This window comes from Nostoc sp. KVJ3, from assembly GCF_026127265.1.
Lineage (GTDB): Bacteria > Cyanobacteriota > Cyanobacteriia > Cyanobacteriales > Nostocaceae > Nostoc.
Window position 1 is genome coordinate 2,382,228 of sequence record NZ_WWFG01000001.1, and the last position, 19,152, is coordinate 2,401,379.

The following is a 19,152-nucleotide window of genomic DNA, read 5'->3' on the forward strand; positions in this document are numbered from 1 at the left end:
TATTTCATTATGAGAAGAATGGGACGAGTCGTGCATAGGCGTAGCCCGTTGTAGACATCGCTTAAAATTTATTCCCCATCTTCCACTGCGCCTAATGCTTTGAGTGTGGCGATTTCTGCTGAGGTTAAACCTTTAACGCCTGTGATGTTCATACTTGCATAAAGTCTATTGTCTAGTGTTGTTAGACACTTACCAGACTGAAAATCCCAAAACTTAATTGTTTCATCTCTACCGCCACTGACTATAGTTTGACCATCAGGGCTAAAAATAACAGTATTTACCCAACTACTGTGTCCCGACAAAGTTCTAATACATTCGCCAGTATGGATATCCCAAATGATTATTTGTGCATCATTGCTAGCACTGCTTAAAAATTTACCATCTGGACTAAATGCTACTGCATTTACCCAATCCATGTGTCCATGCAAAGTTTTTAAGCATTCGCCATTATGGATATTCCAAAGCTTTACCGTTTTATCACCACTTGCACTAGCAATTATGCGATTATCGGGACTGATTGCCAATGCAGTTACCATCAAACTATGACCTTGGATTATATTTAAGCATTCTCCAGTATGGACATCCCATAATCTCATAGTTTTATCATAACTGCTACTGACTAAGATTTTATTATCAGGACTGATTACTACAAACCATACCCAGTCGGTATGCCCTTGCAAAGTTTTAATGCAATTTCCTGTACTAACATCCCATATATTGATTTTGTCATCACCACTACCACTTATGAGGGTTATACCATCAGGAGCAAAAGCTACTGAATTGACTCCTTCAGTATGAACAAATAGAGTTTTCAAACATTTTCCAGTACTGATATTCCATAACTTAATTGTTCGGTCATAACTACTACTGGCTAAAATACTACCATCAGGGCTAATCGCAACTGAATTGACTCTACTTCTATGTCCTTGCAAAGTTTTCAAGCATTTTCCTGTAGTGATATTCCACAGTTTTACGGTTGTGTCCTCACTGCAACTGGCTAAATTTTTACCATTAGGACTAATAGCAACTGAAAGTACACAACTGGTAGAACCCCGCAAAATATTCAAACACTTTCCGGTATTGATGTTCCATTTTCTGACAGTTTGATCATCACTACCGCTAATTAAATTCGTGCCATCAGGACTAATGGCTATTGAGGTTATCCAACTAGTATGTTCTTGTAAATTATTTAAGCATTCTCCTGTTTTCAAATTCCATAGCTTCACAGTTTTATCATTACTGCTACTTGCCAATATCTGACATTCAGTGTTAGTAATAAGTGAACGTACCGTATCCGTATGTCCTTCAAAGGTTTTTAAGCATTCTCCAGTGGCAATATCCCACATTTTTATCGTTTTATCTCTACTACCACTTATTAGAGTTGAACCATCTAAATCAAAGATAACCGACATTATGGAATCGGTATGTCCTTCAAAGTTTTTTAACCATTTGCCAGTAAAAATATCCCATGTTTTGACAGTTTTATCTTTTCCTCCAGTTGCAATAGTTTTACCGTCAGGGCTGAAAACTACTGAATGTATACTGCTTATATTTTCTAAAGTTTTCAGACATTCTCCAGTGGTAGTATTCCAAAGCTTTATCGTTCTATCTCGACTTCCACTTGCTAATATTTTACCGTCTGGACTAAATGCTACCGAATTTACCCTATCGCTATGTTCTTCTAGAATTTTTATACATACTCCAGTGGCAGTATCCCACAGCCTTGCAGTATGGTCATAGCTAGCACTTGCCAAAATTTGAGCATCAGGACTAAAGACTACTGAGCGTGTCCAGTTATTATGCCCTTTACATTTCAAAATTTGCTGATCGTTTCCAGCGAGCCATATACTAATTTCACAATTGCCGTCAGCTACTGCAAATAGCTCACCATTAGGACTATATGCAACTGAAAAAACTGCACCGAAGACCTTTGGGAAAACTGATTCGGTTAGGTTGGCTCCTATAAAATGAGTGTGGCGTAAGCTTGCATCGGAAAAATCTGCTCCCTTAACTACCACTTGGCTTAAATTTCTCCCCTCCAAAGCCGCTCTATCTAACTTCACCGCCAGCGTCGCCGCATTCCCGCCAATATAACCTACCTCATCTTCAGTTTTTCCCCGCGTCGCCTCAATCAGATTAATAATGTAAGCTTGAGCATCTACATTAATCATCGGTAAAACCAAATCCATTACCGCTTTTGTTAAAGGTGCTTTGCCAAAAGTCTCCCTCAAGTTCTCAAAAGACTCACTTGTAAATGCTTTTAGTGGTGCGATGGGCAAAGCCCTACCGAAGGTATTCGCATCATCTAATTGACGTGAAAAATAACCAGACCAATTATAGTCAACAGATGTTAGACTTCTATCCAAACCTGAGTGTGCTTGGGCTAATTCAGTAAAATCGCTAGATAACGCTCCCAACTCGGCTGCAAATTTATACGCGACAAAAAACTCTAACAAAGACCGATGCGCTGGAGTATAATCACCGTCAGCATTGCGGATGAGCATTGTTTGCCCCATCATGTCGTAATGCCAGTGGTCTAAATCCTTCTCTTCTTGCACCACAGAACCAAATAACCGCCGAATTCTGTCAGGAAAAAGCCGATAATTGAGGCTCATTTCGTCTGTAGACAGCATTTCCCAAGAAAGTTCGCACAAAAAGTATAACTTTTCTGCCAAAGAAGTAAAGGTGCGATCGCTCTTAATATCCCGTTCCATTTTCCGCCGCACCGCGTACAAGTAAACCCGCGACATATCCACAGGTTTACCCGCCTCAATATCTGGCAAAGCTTCCAAAATTAACTCTGTCATCACCGGACGACGGGCTAAATCCAATAATTGCGGATTTCCCATTACTTGCTCAACCGTTGCAGTTTCCGTTTGATGCGACAACACCAGCCGAATTTGCTCGTCGTTAAATTTCTCCAGTTCCAGCACTTCAAACTGCGGTGTTTCTCCTGTCAGTTGCTTGGTAGAAGCTTGTAACTCGGCATTGAGTAGGGCGCGTCCTTCCTTGGCTTCGGGAAAATGTTCGGTGCGACAAGTCAGCACAACCTTGGCACCAGGAACCACCACTTTCGCCAGTTCCCAAAAGTTATTAATCATCTGCTGACGGTCAACTTTTGCTGCCATTTCGTCAAAACCATCAAAAATTAGCAGCAATTTACCCATACCGTTTAACTGGTCAAATACTTCGCTCGTTAAACGGATATTATGTTGTGTAAAAAAGAACCCGGCTAAAACGTTCTCGACATTTATTGCTTTGGCAAAATCTCGTAGCGTAATTACCAAAGGCAAACGAGGACGCTCAACACCGCGCTTTTGAGCATCTCGGTAACGTTGCAATGCCACCCAAGCATAGTGGAAAGCAAACCAAGTTTTTCCCGTACCAAATTCTCCTAGTATAGAAATATGCTCTTTGGCAGGATCGTCCAACCACATATCAATATAACCATCAATCCAACCATCGCGATCGCTATAATGACTGATGCCGATACGCTGTTTAGTATCGGGGTCAATTTCCTCTTTTGTGCAAGCTAAAGGCACGTATTTTGTATCTATTTGCCGCCGGGTAATTTCTGCTTCCAACCAATCAAGATAATCGGTAAAATCAGCATCTTGATCAATGAGTTCGTCAAAGGTGTAACAACCTAAGTGGCGATTTTCCTCCTTTTCTACCTCATTTCGCGCCGCGCGTGCAATCCTTCTTGCTGTTACTAACCAACCTTCATCAGTTCTCTGCTGTTCCACAGAAGAACGCAAAACTGCTACATCCTTGAGTCCCACTTCGCCCTCAACTCCCCGGATTAGGATGCGGTCATATCGGTTACGCCGTGTGGGAACATTGATAATCCACTCAAAATATGAATCGCCCCAAATTTCATACTTTTCAAAGCGGTAGCCCAAGGTTTCAAACCAACCGCGCATTTGTTGAGCCAAGGCGATCGCTCGACATTGGTTTTCGGTAGATGTTTCAGCCTCCAGCAGTGCAGGAGAATTCTGTGCAGCCAACCGCGCCATCTCTATACGAATACCTTCCAGCGTCGGCAACCTGTCAAGTAGTTCTTGGATATTTACAATGCGTTTTTGTAAAGAGCCAATTTGTTGACTCATCAGTGTATCTGCTGGGTTGCGAGTACGTTTAGCAACTTCCGCAAAAACAATATAAAACGCAGCAATTTCGCGTCTAATGTCAACTCCCAAACTTTTAATGTCATCACCCAATGAGTATGCATCAAGCCAAGAATCAACCTCAGAAAGCAAAATTGAGGGGTTGTTATGGTCAAATGCTTTGCGGAAAGCCTGTTTTATTGCTTCTTGGCGAAAAAGTTCTAAAACAGGCTTAGGTTTCCCAACACCATACTCTACCAGTGTGTATGCATAAACCCCACTAAAATCTGCTGGTGGATGCTCTGGATCGAGGTTAAACTTCTGAAGTAATTTAATTACAGTCTCATTGCGCCGAATTTTTTCCTTAATTAAAGGATTAGCGATCGCACTAATAGCGCTGATTACCTGTTCTGGGTTAATTATCATTAGTTATTGGGAATTGGGAATTGGGCATTGGAAATTGGGGAAGAAACTTGTTAAATAATTCCCCCTTGTCTCCCTCATCTCCTACAAAATAGGGCGGTTATTTTCTAACCCTGGTATTTGCTTAGAAAACAATTCGTTAGAATCAACCTGACCATTTGAGATAACGGAACGCATACCTTCAAAAGCAGCAGGAATAGTGCGCGGATCTATAAACAAAACCTTGCTGCTATCGCTTCTACCAATTGTCGCACCCATATCCAGATAGCCCAAGGCAAACAGGACTTCCACCGCTTTATTAGCATTGGGATTAGTCTGGAGTTTTTGGGCAATAATTTCTGCTGATTCTGCGATCGCTTGGGCTTTCAAAACCTGCTGCTGACGTTCGGCTTGAGCCTTCAAAACGATTGCCTTTTGTTCCGCTTCCGCTTGTAAAATTACCGATTTTTGACGGGCTTCAGCATCCAGAATTTGCGCGTCAGCTTTACCTCTAGCGCTATTGACAGCAGCTTCGCGATCGCCCTCTGAAGTTAAAATTGCTGCCCTTTTGCGTCGTTCTGCTGACATTTGCAATTCCATCGATTCACGCACCGCCTGAGACGGAATAATATCTCGCAGTTCTACCCGTGTCACTTTTACACCCCAAGGATCGGTAGCAACGTCTAAATCTCGTAACAAAAGTTCACTGATGTGGGAACGAGCAGTAAAGGTTTGATCTAACTCCAGTTGCCCCATTTCAGCGCGAATTTGAGTCAGCACCATATTTATCATTGCCGACTGGAGATTTTCTACCTTGTACCAGGCTTTTTCCATATCCACGATGCGCCAATAAAACACTGCATCTACCTCAATGCCAACATTGTCGCGGGTGATGCACTGTTGTGGAGGAATATCTAAGACTTTTTCGCGGATAGTTTCTTTGTAGACAATTCTATCTAGGAAAGGAATAACAAAGTTTAGTCCTGGTTCCAGTTTTTTGTTATAACTACCCAATCTTTCCACCAAAGCTTCATTACCCTGATTGACGACTTTCACAGATCCCGCTACGGCAGAACCACCAAGGGCTAAAAATACAAGTAAAAAAAACTGTTCCATTGTAAATCTCCTGATTTTTAAGTATTAAATGTCAAAGAAAAGGGGAGTGGCAGATGAGAGAAATGCGGGAGATGGGGAGATAAGGGGAATGCCCCATGCCCCATTCCCAATCCCCAATAACTAAGAATTCAACAAATTTTCTGGTATCACAATCAAAGTGGTACCTTCTCTCCTAACTACATAAACTCTTTGATGGGGTGGTACGGTGAATTTGTCATCGTCACATCGTGCTTGCCAAGAATTTCCCTCATACAACACCCGCCCTTTTTTCCCAGGCAGAATTTCTGTTAAGGTTTCAGCTATGACAGCATCCTGAATTTTCGATTTGCGTCGTCGTGGTTGCAAAAAGCGACGAGAAAGCACAATTAGGAATGTGGAAAATAATAACCAAACTAAAACTTGCAACCATACACTTCCCAAACCCAGTCCAGACAGTAGCGCCACGACAAAAGCGCTAATTCCCATCATGAGGGCGACAAACGCCGATGGTAAGAACAGTTCCATAAGACATAAAACTGCTCCTGCCAAAAGCCAGATTAAGGTCAAACTTGGCATAGCGTCATCCTAGACTCTACATTGACGTAAATGCATTTCTACGATTAGATACAGCCAGACGTAAGTTATTTGCAGAAAGCAAAACTTGGTCTTTTTACCAATAATTTTGATTACTTTCAGTAACCAAGTGTAGCTAGCAGTACACGAATCCAGTCTATTCTAGCCTTCAAATCATTGCCAGCTAAATGTAATCGAAATTCATGAGTTGATTGGTTTTTTAAATTTATACTTTTATGATTTCTACTCAACTGACAATTTATTGTATAAATCCAAGCTGTAATAGTCCCATTAATCCTATTGGAGATAAGGTTTGTGCCAGTTGCCAAACTCCCTTAGTTCACCGCTATCTTTGGGCTACTGGCTCATTGCCTCCTCAAATCACACTAGGTACAAAGGTAGCAGACAGGTATGGGGTAATTAGTCACCAGATTTGGCTGGATACTCAACCAGGACTCCCACCAGATGTCCCTGAAGAATTGCCAGAAGAAGTAATTCCTTATTTACGGTTATATCAAGAACGGTTACATCTGCCCCAGGCTTATGGGTTTGCTAGTGATGGTGAGGAAGAGACAACTGATATCCTCTTATTGGAAAATGTACCGATAGATGCAACAGGGAATATCTATCCAACTATTGTTGAGGCATGGGAAGAAGCAACGGCAGTACGACAAGTCTATTGGCTGTGGCAAATTCTCCAACTTTGGACACCTTTATCAGAATTAGGACTTAGCCGCAGTTTACTGGTAGTAGACAACTTGAGAGTCCAAGGTTGGTGTGTGCGACTATTGGAACTCTACCAAACACCAGATGAGAAGAAGCTGAGTTTACAAAATCTGGGAGAGTGTTGGCAGTTTTGGGTAGCATCTGCAAAGACACCAGTAGCCAAGGGGTTACAGAACATAGTTCAGCAGATGTGTGAAATGGAGGTTGAGCTAGGTGATATTGCGACTCAACTTAATGGTTTATTACTAGCATCTGCGGCAGAATTACCATTAGTGTTGAAGGTGGCAGGATCTACAGATATTGGCCCAATTATGGCGCAAAATGAAGATGCTTGCTACCCCGATACTTTGAGTTACTTAGATGAACCTTTATTACCCCAGTTGTCGATTGTTTGTGATGGCATTGGCGGACACGAAGGCGGTGAGGTTGCTAGTAAGTTAGCAGTCCAGTCTATAAAGTTGCAAATTCGCGCTTTACTAGCGGAGGTTATGGAACAAGCTGTACTTGTATCACCAGAGTTGTTGCAGGAACAACTAGAAGCAAGCTTACGGGTGGTAAATAATGTGATTTGTGCCCGCAATAACGAGCAAAAACGCCAAGGTAGAGAACGCATGGCTACAACCATTGTCATGGCGTTGCAAGTTCCCCAACGAGTACAGACAAGTACTGGATGGCAATCAAATAATACCCACGAACTTTACTTGGCTAATGTTGGCGATAGCCGTGCCTATTGGATTACTCATAATTATTGTCAGCTACTGACAGTAGATGATGATGTAGCAACACGGGAAGTCCGTTTTGCTAAAAGCTTGTATCGAAAAGCATTAATCAGAACAGATGCCACTGCCTTAACTCAAGCCTTGGGGACAAGAAATGCAGAATCTTTGCGTCTTAATATTCAGCGATTTATTGTAGAAGAAGATGGCATATTGCTACTGTGTTCTGATGGTTTAAGTGATAATAACCGGGTGGAGCAATATTGGCAAGATTATGCAATACCCGTGTTCAAAGGACAGATGACGGTTGAAGATGCTGTTCGCAACTGGATTAACTTGGCAAACGAAAAAAATAGGCGTGATAATACGTCAGTTGTTCTCACTTATTGCCGTGTCTCTCCAGAATACTTAGTACCTGTGACTCCGACATTGCCAGAAGAAATTATAGAAGCAGAAATACAAAAAGAACCAGAAGAAATAGAAGAACAAGACGAAGAAGAGGAGCAAGAGGAATTAATTTCCTTCACAGAAAGTTCCCAAACTTTGCTAGATTTGGATCTAAATTTGGATATTTCAGAGGAACCAGTTATAATCTCAGAAATTCCACCAACTTTGATTACAAAATCTAATCGGGGTAAACACTTGGTGATGCTAGGGGGAATGTTGGCGTTGCTTGTTGGCGGTACAAGTCTGGGATTATTTGCTTGGTGGCAAATTAATCCTCAAGGATTACAACAGATGTGTCGGCAACTTCCTCAAAGAGTGCAGCAGCTTTGTCCGCCTAGAAAGTAGGGAATAATGGAGTTAAGAAGCTAATGCCGTGGTTTGTCAAAATTGAAGAAGGTAAAGTCGATAAACCTACCTTTGACCAATATGTACCTGCCCACAAAGCCTATATTCAGGACTTGATTGCTAAAGGACACAAAGCCCGAACAGGCTATTGGGCAGAGCAAAGAGGTGGGATGTTACTGTTTGAGGCAGCCTCAAAGGAAGAAGCAGAAGCAATTGTCGCTGAGGATCCCTTGGTGCAACACGGCTGCGTCAACTATCAGCTTTACGAATGGCGAATTGTTATGGAATAACAATCACTTACTGGTTTTTCATGTTATGCTTTTAGAAGACCTGGATCTATGCGATCGCAACACCCAAATCTTGTCAGAACCGGAAGGTAGCAGCAACACGGGAGGCTTGTGGTAGGCGTAGTCTCCGGGTCGCCCTATTTTTAGGAGCGGTCAGCAACAATGGCTGGTTTTGGAGATATTGTTCAAAAAGCTTTTTACCTCGGTGTTGGATTAGCTTCTTACGCAGGTGAGAAAGCAGGGGGAAAATTAGCCCAAGTGCGATCGCAAGTCCAAAAACTGGCAGACGAAATGGTGGCCAAGGGCGAAATGAACACAGAAGAAGCCCGCCGCTTCGTCGAAGAGATGATGAAGCAAGCCCAACAGGTGCAACCATCTGGTGAAACCTCTGAAAAAACACCCCCTTCTGAACCTCGACGCATTGAAATTTTAGAGGAAGATGAAGAACCAACGGTGAAAGAGGGATCAAATGATGAGAATGTGGATAAATTACGCCAAGAAGTGCTAAACCTGCAAAACGAGTTAAAACGATTGCAACGCGATCGATAAGAATTAATTTTTGATGGAGACAATCATTAACAAGTGGCACTTTTGTATGGCACTTCATATAGAAACTTGATAAGATACATTGCCTAGTGTGTATTCCAGTGCTTCCAGCCAGGTAACACAAAGCGTCCTGTTTATAGCCTGCAAAGGTGTCAAGTTTATGGAACAGTGGCAAAAAGATTTAGCAGAAATCGTTGAAACAGTTGCTGATGAAGTAGAGCGTTTCTTCCTGGGAATGAGTGAAATGGTAGAGACTTTTTTTGAGTTAACGGAAGAAATTACTGAGCAAGTCCCTAATATTGTTACTGAATTCGATCAGTATTTCCAGGATTTAGCTGAGGAAGCTTACCGGGAACTGGAGGATATTGTAGGAGATGTAGATCCGGCTTTTCCTTATTCAGTTGAACCCACAGCCGAAAAAAATCCTGCCTGTATTGGTTGTAGTCATTACCACGGTCAAGTTTATGGTGGTAATTTATTAGTTTGTGCTATGCATCCCCACGGTTGTGAAGATGAGAATTGTCCAGACTGGGAGAAGGAAGAGTATTGAGGGAGAGACGCGATTAATCGCGTCTGTACAAGAGTTTGGAGTTAAGAAGCTACAAAATTAATCAAAGGACGTAAAAATAAGTAAAATAACCAATGATAAATTGACAAATGACAACCGATAAATTAGCTGAAGGTTTATCCCAGGCAAGCCAAGAAATGAAGTATGGCGAACGCGACATTGCGGAAGGTAAATTAATTACCTTTTCAAATCCGCGTGTAGGGAGGCGATATGACATTAATATTACTTTGCCAGAATTTACTTGTAAATGTCCGTTTTCTGGTTATCCTGACTTTGCGACAATTTACGTTACATATATCCCTGATGAACGGGTAGTAGAATTGAAAGCGCTTAAGCTTTACATTAACAGTTACCGCGATCGCTATATTTCTCACGAAGAATCTGCTAATCAAATTTTGGATGATTTTGTGGCTGCATGCGATCCCTTAGAAGCCACTGTGAAAGCAGATTTTACGCCTCGTGGCAATGTACATACTGTAGTTGAAGTGCGTCATCATAAATATCCATCATAAAAACTTTGGTTTGTAGTGTTAGCGTAGTGTCTCATGAATACACTACGCTAACAAAATCAGGACTGAAGTCCTCACTACGAAAATTTTTTACTCAGGTTGAGTATAGTGGTTCCAATACGGTTCAGTTAAGGTTTTTCGATGAAATATTAATTATTGTAGAGACGGCGATTCATCGCGTCTCTTGCCTTAACCGACCAGTTTAGATGCGGTACGAAATTACATCGCAAGGTGTAGGGGCACAGCAATCTTCATAAAAATAGGATTGATGTTTACAAAGGCTCGCGCTTTGCCAAATATTGGTACATTTGCCAACGTACATCTACCTCAGCTTGCGCTTGTTCTAACAAGTGCTTGGCTACTTCAGGTTTGCTTTTGGTGAGCATTTTGAAGCGATTTTCCTGATACATCGAATGTTCTACTGATTGCGTAGGCGATCGCATATCCAATTGCAATGGATTTTTACCCTGGTTAAGCAACTCTGGATTATGCCGATACAACAACCAACGACCTGATTCTACCAAAGTTTTCTGATGATTCATCCCGGTAGTCATATTAATGCCGTGGGCGATGCAATGGCTGTAAGCAATAATTATTGATGGGCCATCATAAGCTTCTGCTTCCAAAAATGCTTTGAGAGTATGTTCATCTCTAGCACCAAGGGCTACACTCGCTACGTAGACATTTCCGTAGGTCATGGCAATCATCCCTAAGTCTTTCTTTGGTGCAGGTTTACCACTAGCGGCATATTTAGCAACTGCGGCTCGTGGCGTAGCTTTAGAAGATTGACCACCTGTATTAGAATACACTTCTGTATCCATTACTAAGATGTTGACATTTCGACCACTGGCAATTACATGATCGATGCCGCCAAAATCAATATCATAAGCCCAACCGTCACCGCCAACAATCCAGACGCTTTTTCTTACCAAGTAATCGGCAAGGGATTTGAGATTTTGGATTTTAGATTTGAGGTTAGGATCGAAAGTGACAATTTCATCTAACTTCTGCTGCAACAGTTCTATTCTTTCGCGCTGTTCCCAAATGTCAGCCTCAGATTTTTGTTCAGCTTTCAGGATTGAGTAGACAAGGTTTTCATCTATTTCACTCCCCAACTGTTGCAACAATTCTGCCGCAAACTCAGCTTGTTTATCCAGGGAGAGGCGGAAGCCAAAACCGAATTCGGCGTTATCTTCAAATAAATTATTAGACCACGCCGGGCCGCGTCCTTGGGCGTTTGTTGTCCAAGGAGTGGTGGGGAGATTTCCACCATAGATTGAGGAACAACCTGTTGCATTGGCGATGACGGCGCGATCGCCAAACAGTTGTGTTAATAGTTTTAAATAAGGTGTCTCACCACAACCTGCACAAGCACCAGAGAATTCAAATAAAGGTTCTTGCAGTTGTTGTTGGCGAATCTGGTTCAATTTGAGCGATCGCCTATCAGGATTAGGTAAACTCAAGAAGAAATCCCAGTTTTTCCGCTCTTGTTCTTGTAATGGCAACTGCTGCGCCATGTTAATCGCTTTCCGCAATGGCTCAGATTTATTTTTAGCAGGGCAAATATCTACACAAATGGCGCATCCTGTGCAGTCTTCTGGGGCTATCTGAATGGTAAATTTTTGATTGGTAAAGTCTTTATCTTTTGCACCAGTTGATTTAAAGGTGACTGGGGCATTAACTAATTCATCGGCTTGATAAGCCTTAGCGCGAATGGCACTATGGGGACAAACCATGACGCACTTCCCACACTGAACGCAGACATCCGGCTCCCATACAGGTATCTCTTGGGCAACGTTACGCTTTTCCCACTTGGCAGTACCTACCGGAAAAGTGCCATCAACGGGTAGGGTGCTAACAGGTAAATCATCACCTTCCCACACCATGATTTTACCCAGAACTTCCCGCACAAATTCGGGAGCAGAGTTAAGTGGGGAGTTAGGAGTTAGGAGTGAGGAGTTAGTAGTTAGAGGTGTTTCTGGGACATCTACTTTATGTAAGTTGTCTAGAGTGTTGTCTACGGCTTGCAGGTTCATGCGGACAACTTCTGCGCCTTTTTTACCATAAGTCTTGTCAATCGCTTGTTTGATTTTAGCGATCGCTTCTTCTTGCGGCAAGACTCCGGCTAAAGCAAAGAAACATACCTGCATAATGGTGTTAATTCTGCCACCCATACCACTTTCACGGGCAACCTCACTAGCATTGATTACGTATAACTTCAAATGCTTATCGATAATTTGCTGCTGCACCTTCACGGGCAAATTTTCCCAGACACTATCTGCATTGTATGGACTATTAAGCAGCAAAGTTGCCCCAGGAATAGCAGCCTTCAAAATATTGATGCGTTCCAGAAATCCCCAATGATGACAACCAATAAAATTCGCTTGGTCAATTAGGTAAGTAGAGCGAATTGGCTCTTTTCCGAAGCGGAGGTGAGAGACAGTCATCGAACCAGATTTCTTGGAATCGTAGACAAAGTAGCCTTGGGCGTAATTGTCGGTTTCTTCACCAATAATCTTGATAGAGTTTTTATTAGCTCCAACAGTACCATCAGCGCCTAACCCATAAAACATTGCCCGAACAACATTATCCGATTCCGTGGAGAATGTGGGGTCAAACTTTAGAGAAGTGTAAGTAACATCGTCATTAATCCCAATAGTAAAATGATTCTTCGGTTTAGCTTCAGCAAGGTTATCAAAAATCCCCTTCACCATCGCCGGAGTAAATTCTTTAGAAGAAAGCCCGTAACGACCACCGATGATTTTAGGCAGAGGGGCAGGGGGCGGGGGGCAGGGGAGAAGATCCTCCCCCCTGCACCCTGCTCCCTGCTCCCCTGCTTCTTCTCCCCAAGCTTCATGGATAGCAGCCACAACATCCAAATACAAAGGCTCCCCGGCGCTACCGGCTTCTTTGGTACGGTCGAGAACTGCGATCGCTTTTACACTATTTGGCAATACTGCAACAAATCTTTGGACATCAAAGGGGCGGTAAAGTCGCACTTTCACTACACCAAGTTTTTCACCACGGGCGTTAAGATAATCGACTGTTTCATGGACGGTTTCACAGCCTGAACCCATAAGAACGATAACGCGATCGGCATCCTTGGCACCGTAATATTCATAGATTTTGTAATGTCTCCCCGTGAGTTCTCCAAATTCATCCATGATGCGCTGGACAATTTCTGGACAAGCGTTGTAGTAAGGGTTAGCGCCTTCACGTCCTTGAAAGTAGACATCGGGGTTTTGGGCAGTACCACGCAAAACTGGACGATCTGGGGTCAACGCTCGACTGCGATGGGCAAGTATGAAATGATCGTGGATAAGCGATCGCAAATCTTCATCTGACAGCAGTTTAACCTTCTGCACTTCATGGGAGGTACGGAAGCCGTCAAAGAAGTGCATAAAAGACACCCGCGCCTCTAGAGTCGCAGCATGGGCGATGAGAGCAAAATCTTGACTTTCCTGCACCGAAGCAGAACACAGCAAGGCAAAACCAGTAGCACGAGCTGCCATCACATCGCTATGATCGCCAAAAATGGATAAAGCATGGGTAGCTAGGGAACGAGCAGCAACGTGAACTACAGCGCTAGTAAGTTCACCAGCAATTTTGTAGAAATTGGGTATCATTAACAACAACCCTTGAGATGCCGTGAAGGTGGTACTCAGGGAACCCGTTTGTAATGCCCCATGCACAGCACCAGCCGCTCCCCCCTCGCTCTGCATCTGCACAACGCTGGGAACAGTACCCCAGAGGTTAGGACGACCTTCTGCTGACCAAGCATCCGCCCATTCACCCATCGCTGAAGAGGGGGTGATGGGATAAATAGCAATTACTTCATTTAATTTGTAAGCAACACGGGCAACAGCTTCATTCCCATCAATGGTTGCAAAGGTTTTGTTCATAATATAATTTTTGTCCCCGCTCTAAACTGGATTATCAGAACACGTAAATAGAAAATTGAAAAATAGCCAGAGTCAGGTAGGCTACACAGTAGGGGCACAGCAATGCTGTGCCCTTACAAAAGATGTGGTTCAAATACTTTAAATAAATACTGCATATATAAATATCTCATCCGAAATAGCGCATCTATTAATATGTCTTAATCATGTACTCAATAGCCAAAGTATTGATTAAATAAGACTTTGAGATAATTTATTCTTTTTTGTGGGGTATGGGTTCGGGAATCTTCTTGTTCGCTAAATCCATTTAGGATGAGAACAAAATACGGGTGTTATTTAATCTGCGATCGCTTTGATCCAGTTAAGGCTGCGACAGATGATTTAATCGGATAAAAGCGATGTTTCCGAGGGGCTGCCCTTACGCACTCAGGAGAAAGTATCGATCAATTTCTGCCATAAGTATTTCAAAGTCTACAGGTTTGGTCAAGTGGCATTTAAAACCAGCCTGAAGCGCAAGTTCCTTATCCTCCTGGCTACCGTAGCCGGTGAGGGCAATCAAAATTGAGCGAGTAAATTTTGAGTCTTTACTCAGTTCTTTTGCAACCGCAAATCCATCCATTTCGGGAAGTCCAATATCACAAATAATTACATGAGGCTCAAACTCTCTTGCAGTTTGTATCCCTAAAATTCCATTACTGGCAATGGAAACTTCATGCCCGTAGTATTCAAGCACTGCTTTTAATGATAAGGCTGAATCGTCGTTATCTTCGATGACTAAAATCTTCAGCGATTTTTCAGCCGCCTCTACAATCTCCGAATCGCTTTCTAAGATTGTAATCTCTTCGCATACAGGGAGAGTAACTTTGAATTCTGCTCCCAAATCGATCCCTCTACTTGAGGCTTCAACATTACCACCATGAAGTTCAACAAGACTTTTGACTACCGAAAGTCCCAAACCTAGCCCGCCCCTTGAACGGTCTAAGCTGCGATCGCCCTGGGTAAATGGCTCGAAGAGTTCTGGTAAAATTGTTGGCTCTATCCCTATCCCTGAATCTTTTACAGATAAAACTGCCACACTGCCTGAGCCATTCTCGCCTGGAATCAATGAGAGATCCACCCAGATCGTCCCATCTGGCTTTGAGAACTTGAAAGCATTATCAAGTAGGTTCCCAAAAATTTGAAAGAAGCGGGTAGAGTCAACATCAGCCCACACTGGTCTGTTTGGCAAATCTTGTACTACAGTAACGTTCGATCTTTCTATTGCTTGGGCATGGTCATTAATACTCTGGCGAACCAAATCTACCAGATTGAACTTCTCAAGATTTAATGAAATCTTCCCGTAAGTGATGGATGATATATCGAGTAGCTCATCGATCAATTTCGAGAGGTGCTTAATCTGGTGTTGCATCATTAAAACTGTTTCTCCCACTGCACCAGTCTCGCCCAACTTCAATTTGAGAAGCTGAACCCCATTCGAGATGGGCGCAACAGGATTCCTCAATTCGTGAGCTAGCATCGCAATAAATTTGTCTTTTAGGGCGTTTTGGTTCGTAAGTTTCTGAAAAAGTTGAACGTTTGCGATCGCCACTGCTGTAGTATCGGTCAAAATCTCAAGCAGTTCTATTTCTTCAGATGTGGCTAAGTGGGGTGTACTCCAGTAGGCTCCGATCGCACCTAGTGGATCGGCAATCCGTATCGGAACCATCACTAAACTCTTGACAAAAGTCACTTTATAAGCATCAATAGGAATTCGAGCATCCTGGTAAATATCCTCAATCACGGCTGCTTTTTTATTGAGCATTGCCCAACCGGAGATGCAAGACTTGAGCGGAAAACGCATACCTTTCCAAAGTGGCCCAATTGCGTTTTCATCAACATAGTGGCAACATTCACCATCCCGGAGGACAAAAGTGACTCCATCAGCATTAGTGAGATCGCGAGCAGCTAAACGCACAATTTCAATAATTTCCTCAATAGTCCGCACACAAGCCAAATCTTTCACAACCAAAAGCAACCGATTATAAGACGAAATACTATAGCTTTGATGTGAATCCTGTTCTTGAGAGATAGCGGTTTGTAATATATTTTTCATAAAGAACTCCAAACAAGAGTTACGTCTGGGTAAAATTCAGGTAGAGTGGGCAAGTTTCAGCAGACACCTAGTCTTAATCGTAATCTTAACTTTGATGTGTTTTGGTAGCTATGGGATGAGTTAAGTCATTAGTCAAGAAAATTATTTAGCAATGGACAGATAATACTCAAATTGCTGCCGGAGTTCTTCAACCGTCAAATTTTGAGTCCAATACTCGACTAGGGCGTGACCAAATGCCCAGGCGTTGCGATCGGGGGAAGCGGAGTTTTCCAGCAGTAACGGCCAGAGGGATAGCAATTCAAAGTTGAGCGGGTTAGGGTTAGTTGTATTCAAGAGCGAGAAAAGCTCATAAGCCATTTGGAGTTTGCCAATCACAATCGGCAACTGTTCCACAGGAATTTGCTCTGCCAGCATATAGGCTAGGGCTGGAGATCCCGTTGAGAGTGTAGAAACAAATTGGAGAATGGGACTTTTGAGCAATGCTGTTAGTCCCTGTGTTGTCGCCATTTGGAAGGTGTAGTGGTCAATAATTTTGGCAGCCGCGACGGTGCGGGCTTCGAGATTACGCAAAAAGCGGGCGAGACGCAGTTGCTTAGTAGGTGCGATCGCATCTATTAATCCCAGTGACAGGGCTTCTACTCCCCAAGCAACTCGACCCGTTTTGCTGTCACTTGTAACCACAGGTAGAACTAGATTACAAAAGCTTCCTAGCAGTTTAGCGCGATACTCAGTAGCTTCCCGAATAGCAATTTCTTTTGGGAGATTGCCCCATTCCCAATCATAAGGCGGTTGCCATTCGCGGATGGGACGCAGCCGATCTACTTGAGTAACGATCGCGATCGCTGGTAAATCTGGAACTTCTGCTTTGATATCTTGCAAAAAGTCCACATCCATTTGTAACGCCGGATCGAGGGCAGGGGTAACTAACAGCAGTAAATCTGAATTAATGGCATAATCAAGCACCAAATTTCGGAGATCGGCACGGTTGACTTGTTCATAGCCAGGTGTGTCCAAAAGCGTCAGAGTTTCCCCGCTTTGAGTATGCCATTGATAATTTTGAATGCGATCGGTACTGGGCAAAACATCAACGGCTGCGAGATCCGCCTGAAATAGTGTGTTAATCAGGCTACTTTTTCCCGATCCCGTGCGCCCCACCAGCAGAATATTCACGGGTTTTTGCTCAACCGCCTCGGCTGGTTGAGCTTGAGTCAAGATTTCTCGGAGTGTTTGGGTTTTTGCCTTGGGTAAAGTCGGTGTGGATACTACAGTTGCTGAAACTGGTAAGGTACTACGTCCGTAGAGAGCGATCGCTTGCCGACATAAGTTTCTTAGGGCAGCTTCCCGGAATAACTGACTCAAATTCCCCAATAATTGCTGAGTTGCCTGGTTACTAGAACCCTGACTAGCTTTTTTTGCTACCGCCGCCACCGGATTTAAAACCCACTGTGCCCAGTTCCAAGCTTTCCAAAATTTTCGAGCCGATGGTTCTAATTTCCGGTAGACTTCATATCCTTGGTATGCTTGTCCAACTGTTACCTGATTGAGGACAGGGGATAACTTTTGCATCCACTGATCCATATCATCCACCGTTCCCCGAATCAGCCCGTAAGCCTGGGGGACGTAAATATTCAGCAGCGGATATTGAATTTGAGGATTGTAGATATGAGCGATCGCTACAACTAAATCTTGGCATCGCGTCCAAAAAGTTTGCCAGTCTTCCCAAATCGGGCGATCGCTTTGTGCTGCTTGCAAAATCTCTTGAAGTGCTGTTTCTGCAAGCTTTGTGACATCACTTCCTACTGGTGGTCTTGCTGTATCCTCTACTGCCGATTCTAATTCTTCTTGGACTTGGGCTAATACAGCTTCCACTTGGTTAACAGCAGGTTGAGTCCATTTTACCAGTAGCCAACGCCAACCAACGAATAAAAGGGTGAACACACCCCAAATCCAACTAATACCCCAAGTGTGAATTTGTGAACCGGCGGATACTAGCAAGAAAATAACGATAAACGCGATCGGGATTGCTAAGACCACCCACTGCCAGAGTTTTAATCGCACCATTGCCCTATACCTGCCTTGGTTATACTGCTGATACTCCTATTATGAAGAGTGCTGAGTTCCGAGTGTGTGGCAATACTATTAGTAAGGTAGTATGTAGTGGCGATCGCAATTTACTCAGTCTAAAAGATAATTTTTCTTGCCCGATTATTACGGCTGAAGATTTTCTAAATGTTATTGTCTAAGAACCGCCAAGCCGCCTTCTCTGCGAGAGGCTCCGCCAACGCGTAGCGTCTCGTAGAGAAGAGCGCCAAGTATTCGTAGAGTGTGTGTAAGTCGTAGATGAGCCGAACTAGGAAAAGTCCGGCTGAATTGAATTAATCATCTATACGCAATAACTTGCGGTAAAACGGTTGTGAAAAATCGGTCACGCGATGACGTTTATAGTTGTCCATAAGTTCAATTAAAAAATTAATAAACTCGAAACTAGCCATCATCAGTTCATAACTCAAGTCAGCATTGCCATCAAACTGAATTCGGCAACGGGTTAAGTCTGAAGGTAAAGTACCAACATTCCAGGAGGCGACAAAGGGGATATGTTCACTACCTTCTATCTTCCGGTGTCCTTCCAAAACCCCTTTTTGATAAAGACTGATGGCATGGAGTAAGAAATTACGCTTAGTGCCCTGGACGTAAGGTAAATAAACACTCGCTTGTTGTTGAGTAGCAGGTTGGAGTTGCTCAATAGACATTATTAAATATTCCTCAAGTTAGTTGGCAACTAGGGATATTAGTGGATGTTAGTAGTGTTCCCAAAATATGTGTCTAAAGCACACTGTGGTC

At 43.1% G+C, this 19,152-nt stretch carries 13 protein-coding genes and 1 other RNA gene; 7 read left to right on the forward strand and 7 right to left on the reverse strand.

Annotation, left to right across the window (positions count from 1 at the left end; translation table 11 throughout):
- Window positions 1-68: 68 nt before the first annotated feature.
- The 3 genes from GTQ43_RS09460 to GTQ43_RS09470 all read right to left on the reverse strand — a co-directional run bounded on the left by GTQ43_RS09460 (window position 69) and on the right by GTQ43_RS09470 (window position 6,179).
- Complete coding sequence (locus GTQ43_RS09460; RefSeq protein WP_265272367.1) at window positions 69-4,532, reverse strand: NACHT domain-containing protein; 4,464 nt, start codon at window positions 4,530-4,532, stop codon at window positions 69-71.
- Window positions 4,533-4,613: 81 nt separating this feature from the next.
- Window positions 4,614-5,624: an SPFH domain-containing protein gene (locus GTQ43_RS09465; protein WP_265272368.1), complete on the reverse strand. Its 1,011-nt coding sequence runs from the start codon at window positions 5,622-5,624 to the stop codon at window positions 4,614-4,616.
- A 120-nt stretch (window positions 5,625-5,744) separates the two neighbouring features.
- Window positions 5,745-6,179, reverse strand: coding sequence for an NfeD family protein (locus GTQ43_RS09470; RefSeq protein WP_265272369.1), 435 nt, complete (start codon window positions 6,177-6,179; stop codon window positions 5,745-5,747).
- A gap of 233 nt (window positions 6,180-6,412) precedes the next feature.
- Between GTQ43_RS09470 and GTQ43_RS09475 the strand changes: the two genes are divergently transcribed.
- The 6 genes from GTQ43_RS09475 to queF all read left to right on the forward strand — a co-directional run bounded on the left by GTQ43_RS09475 (window position 6,413) and on the right by queF (window position 10,323).
- On the forward strand, window positions 6,413-8,410 hold the full coding sequence (locus GTQ43_RS09475; RefSeq protein ID WP_265272370.1) for a protein phosphatase 2C domain-containing protein: 1,998 nt from the start codon (window positions 6,413-6,415) through the stop codon (window positions 8,408-8,410).
- A 23-nt stretch (window positions 8,411-8,433) separates the two neighbouring features.
- Window positions 8,434-8,700 (forward strand): YciI family protein, encoded by a 267-nt coding sequence (locus GTQ43_RS09480; protein WP_265272371.1) that lies wholly within the window; start codon window positions 8,434-8,436, stop codon window positions 8,698-8,700.
- Window positions 8,701-8,737: 37 nt separating this feature from the next.
- Window positions 8,738-8,834, forward strand: an RNA gene (ffs, locus tag GTQ43_RS09485) — signal recognition particle sRNA small type.
- Between the two features lie 25 nt (window positions 8,835-8,859).
- On the forward strand, window positions 8,860-9,246 hold the full coding sequence (locus GTQ43_RS09490) for a phasin family protein (protein WP_265272372.1): 387 nt from the start codon (window positions 8,860-8,862) through the stop codon (window positions 9,244-9,246).
- Window positions 9,247-9,403: 157 nt separating this feature from the next.
- Complete coding sequence (locus GTQ43_RS09495) at window positions 9,404-9,793, forward strand: hypothetical protein (RefSeq protein ID WP_265272373.1); 390 nt, start codon at window positions 9,404-9,406, stop codon at window positions 9,791-9,793.
- A 107-nt stretch (window positions 9,794-9,900) separates the two neighbouring features.
- Window positions 9,901-10,323, forward strand: a complete 423-nt coding sequence (gene queF, locus GTQ43_RS09500; RefSeq protein WP_265272374.1) for a preQ(1) synthase — start codon at window positions 9,901-9,903, stop codon at window positions 10,321-10,323.
- A gap of 269 nt (window positions 10,324-10,592) precedes the next feature.
- Here the strand turns inward: queF and nifJ are convergent, their stop codons facing one another.
- The 3 genes from nifJ to GTQ43_RS09515 all read right to left on the reverse strand — a co-directional run bounded on the left by nifJ (window position 10,593) and on the right by GTQ43_RS09515 (window position 18,372).
- A complete protein-coding gene (gene nifJ / locus GTQ43_RS09505; RefSeq protein WP_265272375.1) occupies window positions 10,593-14,222 on the reverse strand; it encodes a pyruvate:ferredoxin (flavodoxin) oxidoreductase in 3,630 nt (1,209 codons plus the stop codon).
- 415 nt (window positions 14,223-14,637) lie between these two features.
- Complete coding sequence (locus GTQ43_RS09510) at window positions 14,638-16,311, reverse strand: ATP-binding protein (protein ID WP_265272376.1); 1,674 nt, start codon at window positions 16,309-16,311, stop codon at window positions 14,638-14,640.
- 141 nt (window positions 16,312-16,452) lie between these two features.
- Complete coding sequence (locus GTQ43_RS09515; protein ID WP_265272377.1) at window positions 16,453-18,372, reverse strand: GTPase family protein; 1,920 nt, start codon at window positions 18,370-18,372, stop codon at window positions 16,453-16,455.
- Between GTQ43_RS09515 and GTQ43_RS09520 the strand changes: the two genes are divergently transcribed.
- Window positions 18,372-18,554 carry a hypothetical protein gene (locus GTQ43_RS09520; RefSeq protein WP_265272378.1) on the forward strand — a complete coding sequence of 61 codons (183 nt, stop codon included), beginning with the start codon at window positions 18,372-18,374 and terminating at the stop codon, window positions 18,552-18,554. The genes GTQ43_RS09515 and GTQ43_RS09520 overlap by 1 nt on opposite strands.
- A gap of 132 nt (window positions 18,555-18,686) precedes the next feature.
- Here GTQ43_RS09520 and ebsA read toward each other — a convergent pair whose 3' ends face one another.
- Entirely contained in the window at window positions 18,687-19,061 is a 375-nt protein-coding gene (gene ebsA / locus GTQ43_RS09525) for a type IV pilus biogenesis protein EbsA (protein ID WP_265272379.1), read from the reverse strand.
- Window positions 19,062-19,152: the final 91 nt, after the last annotated feature.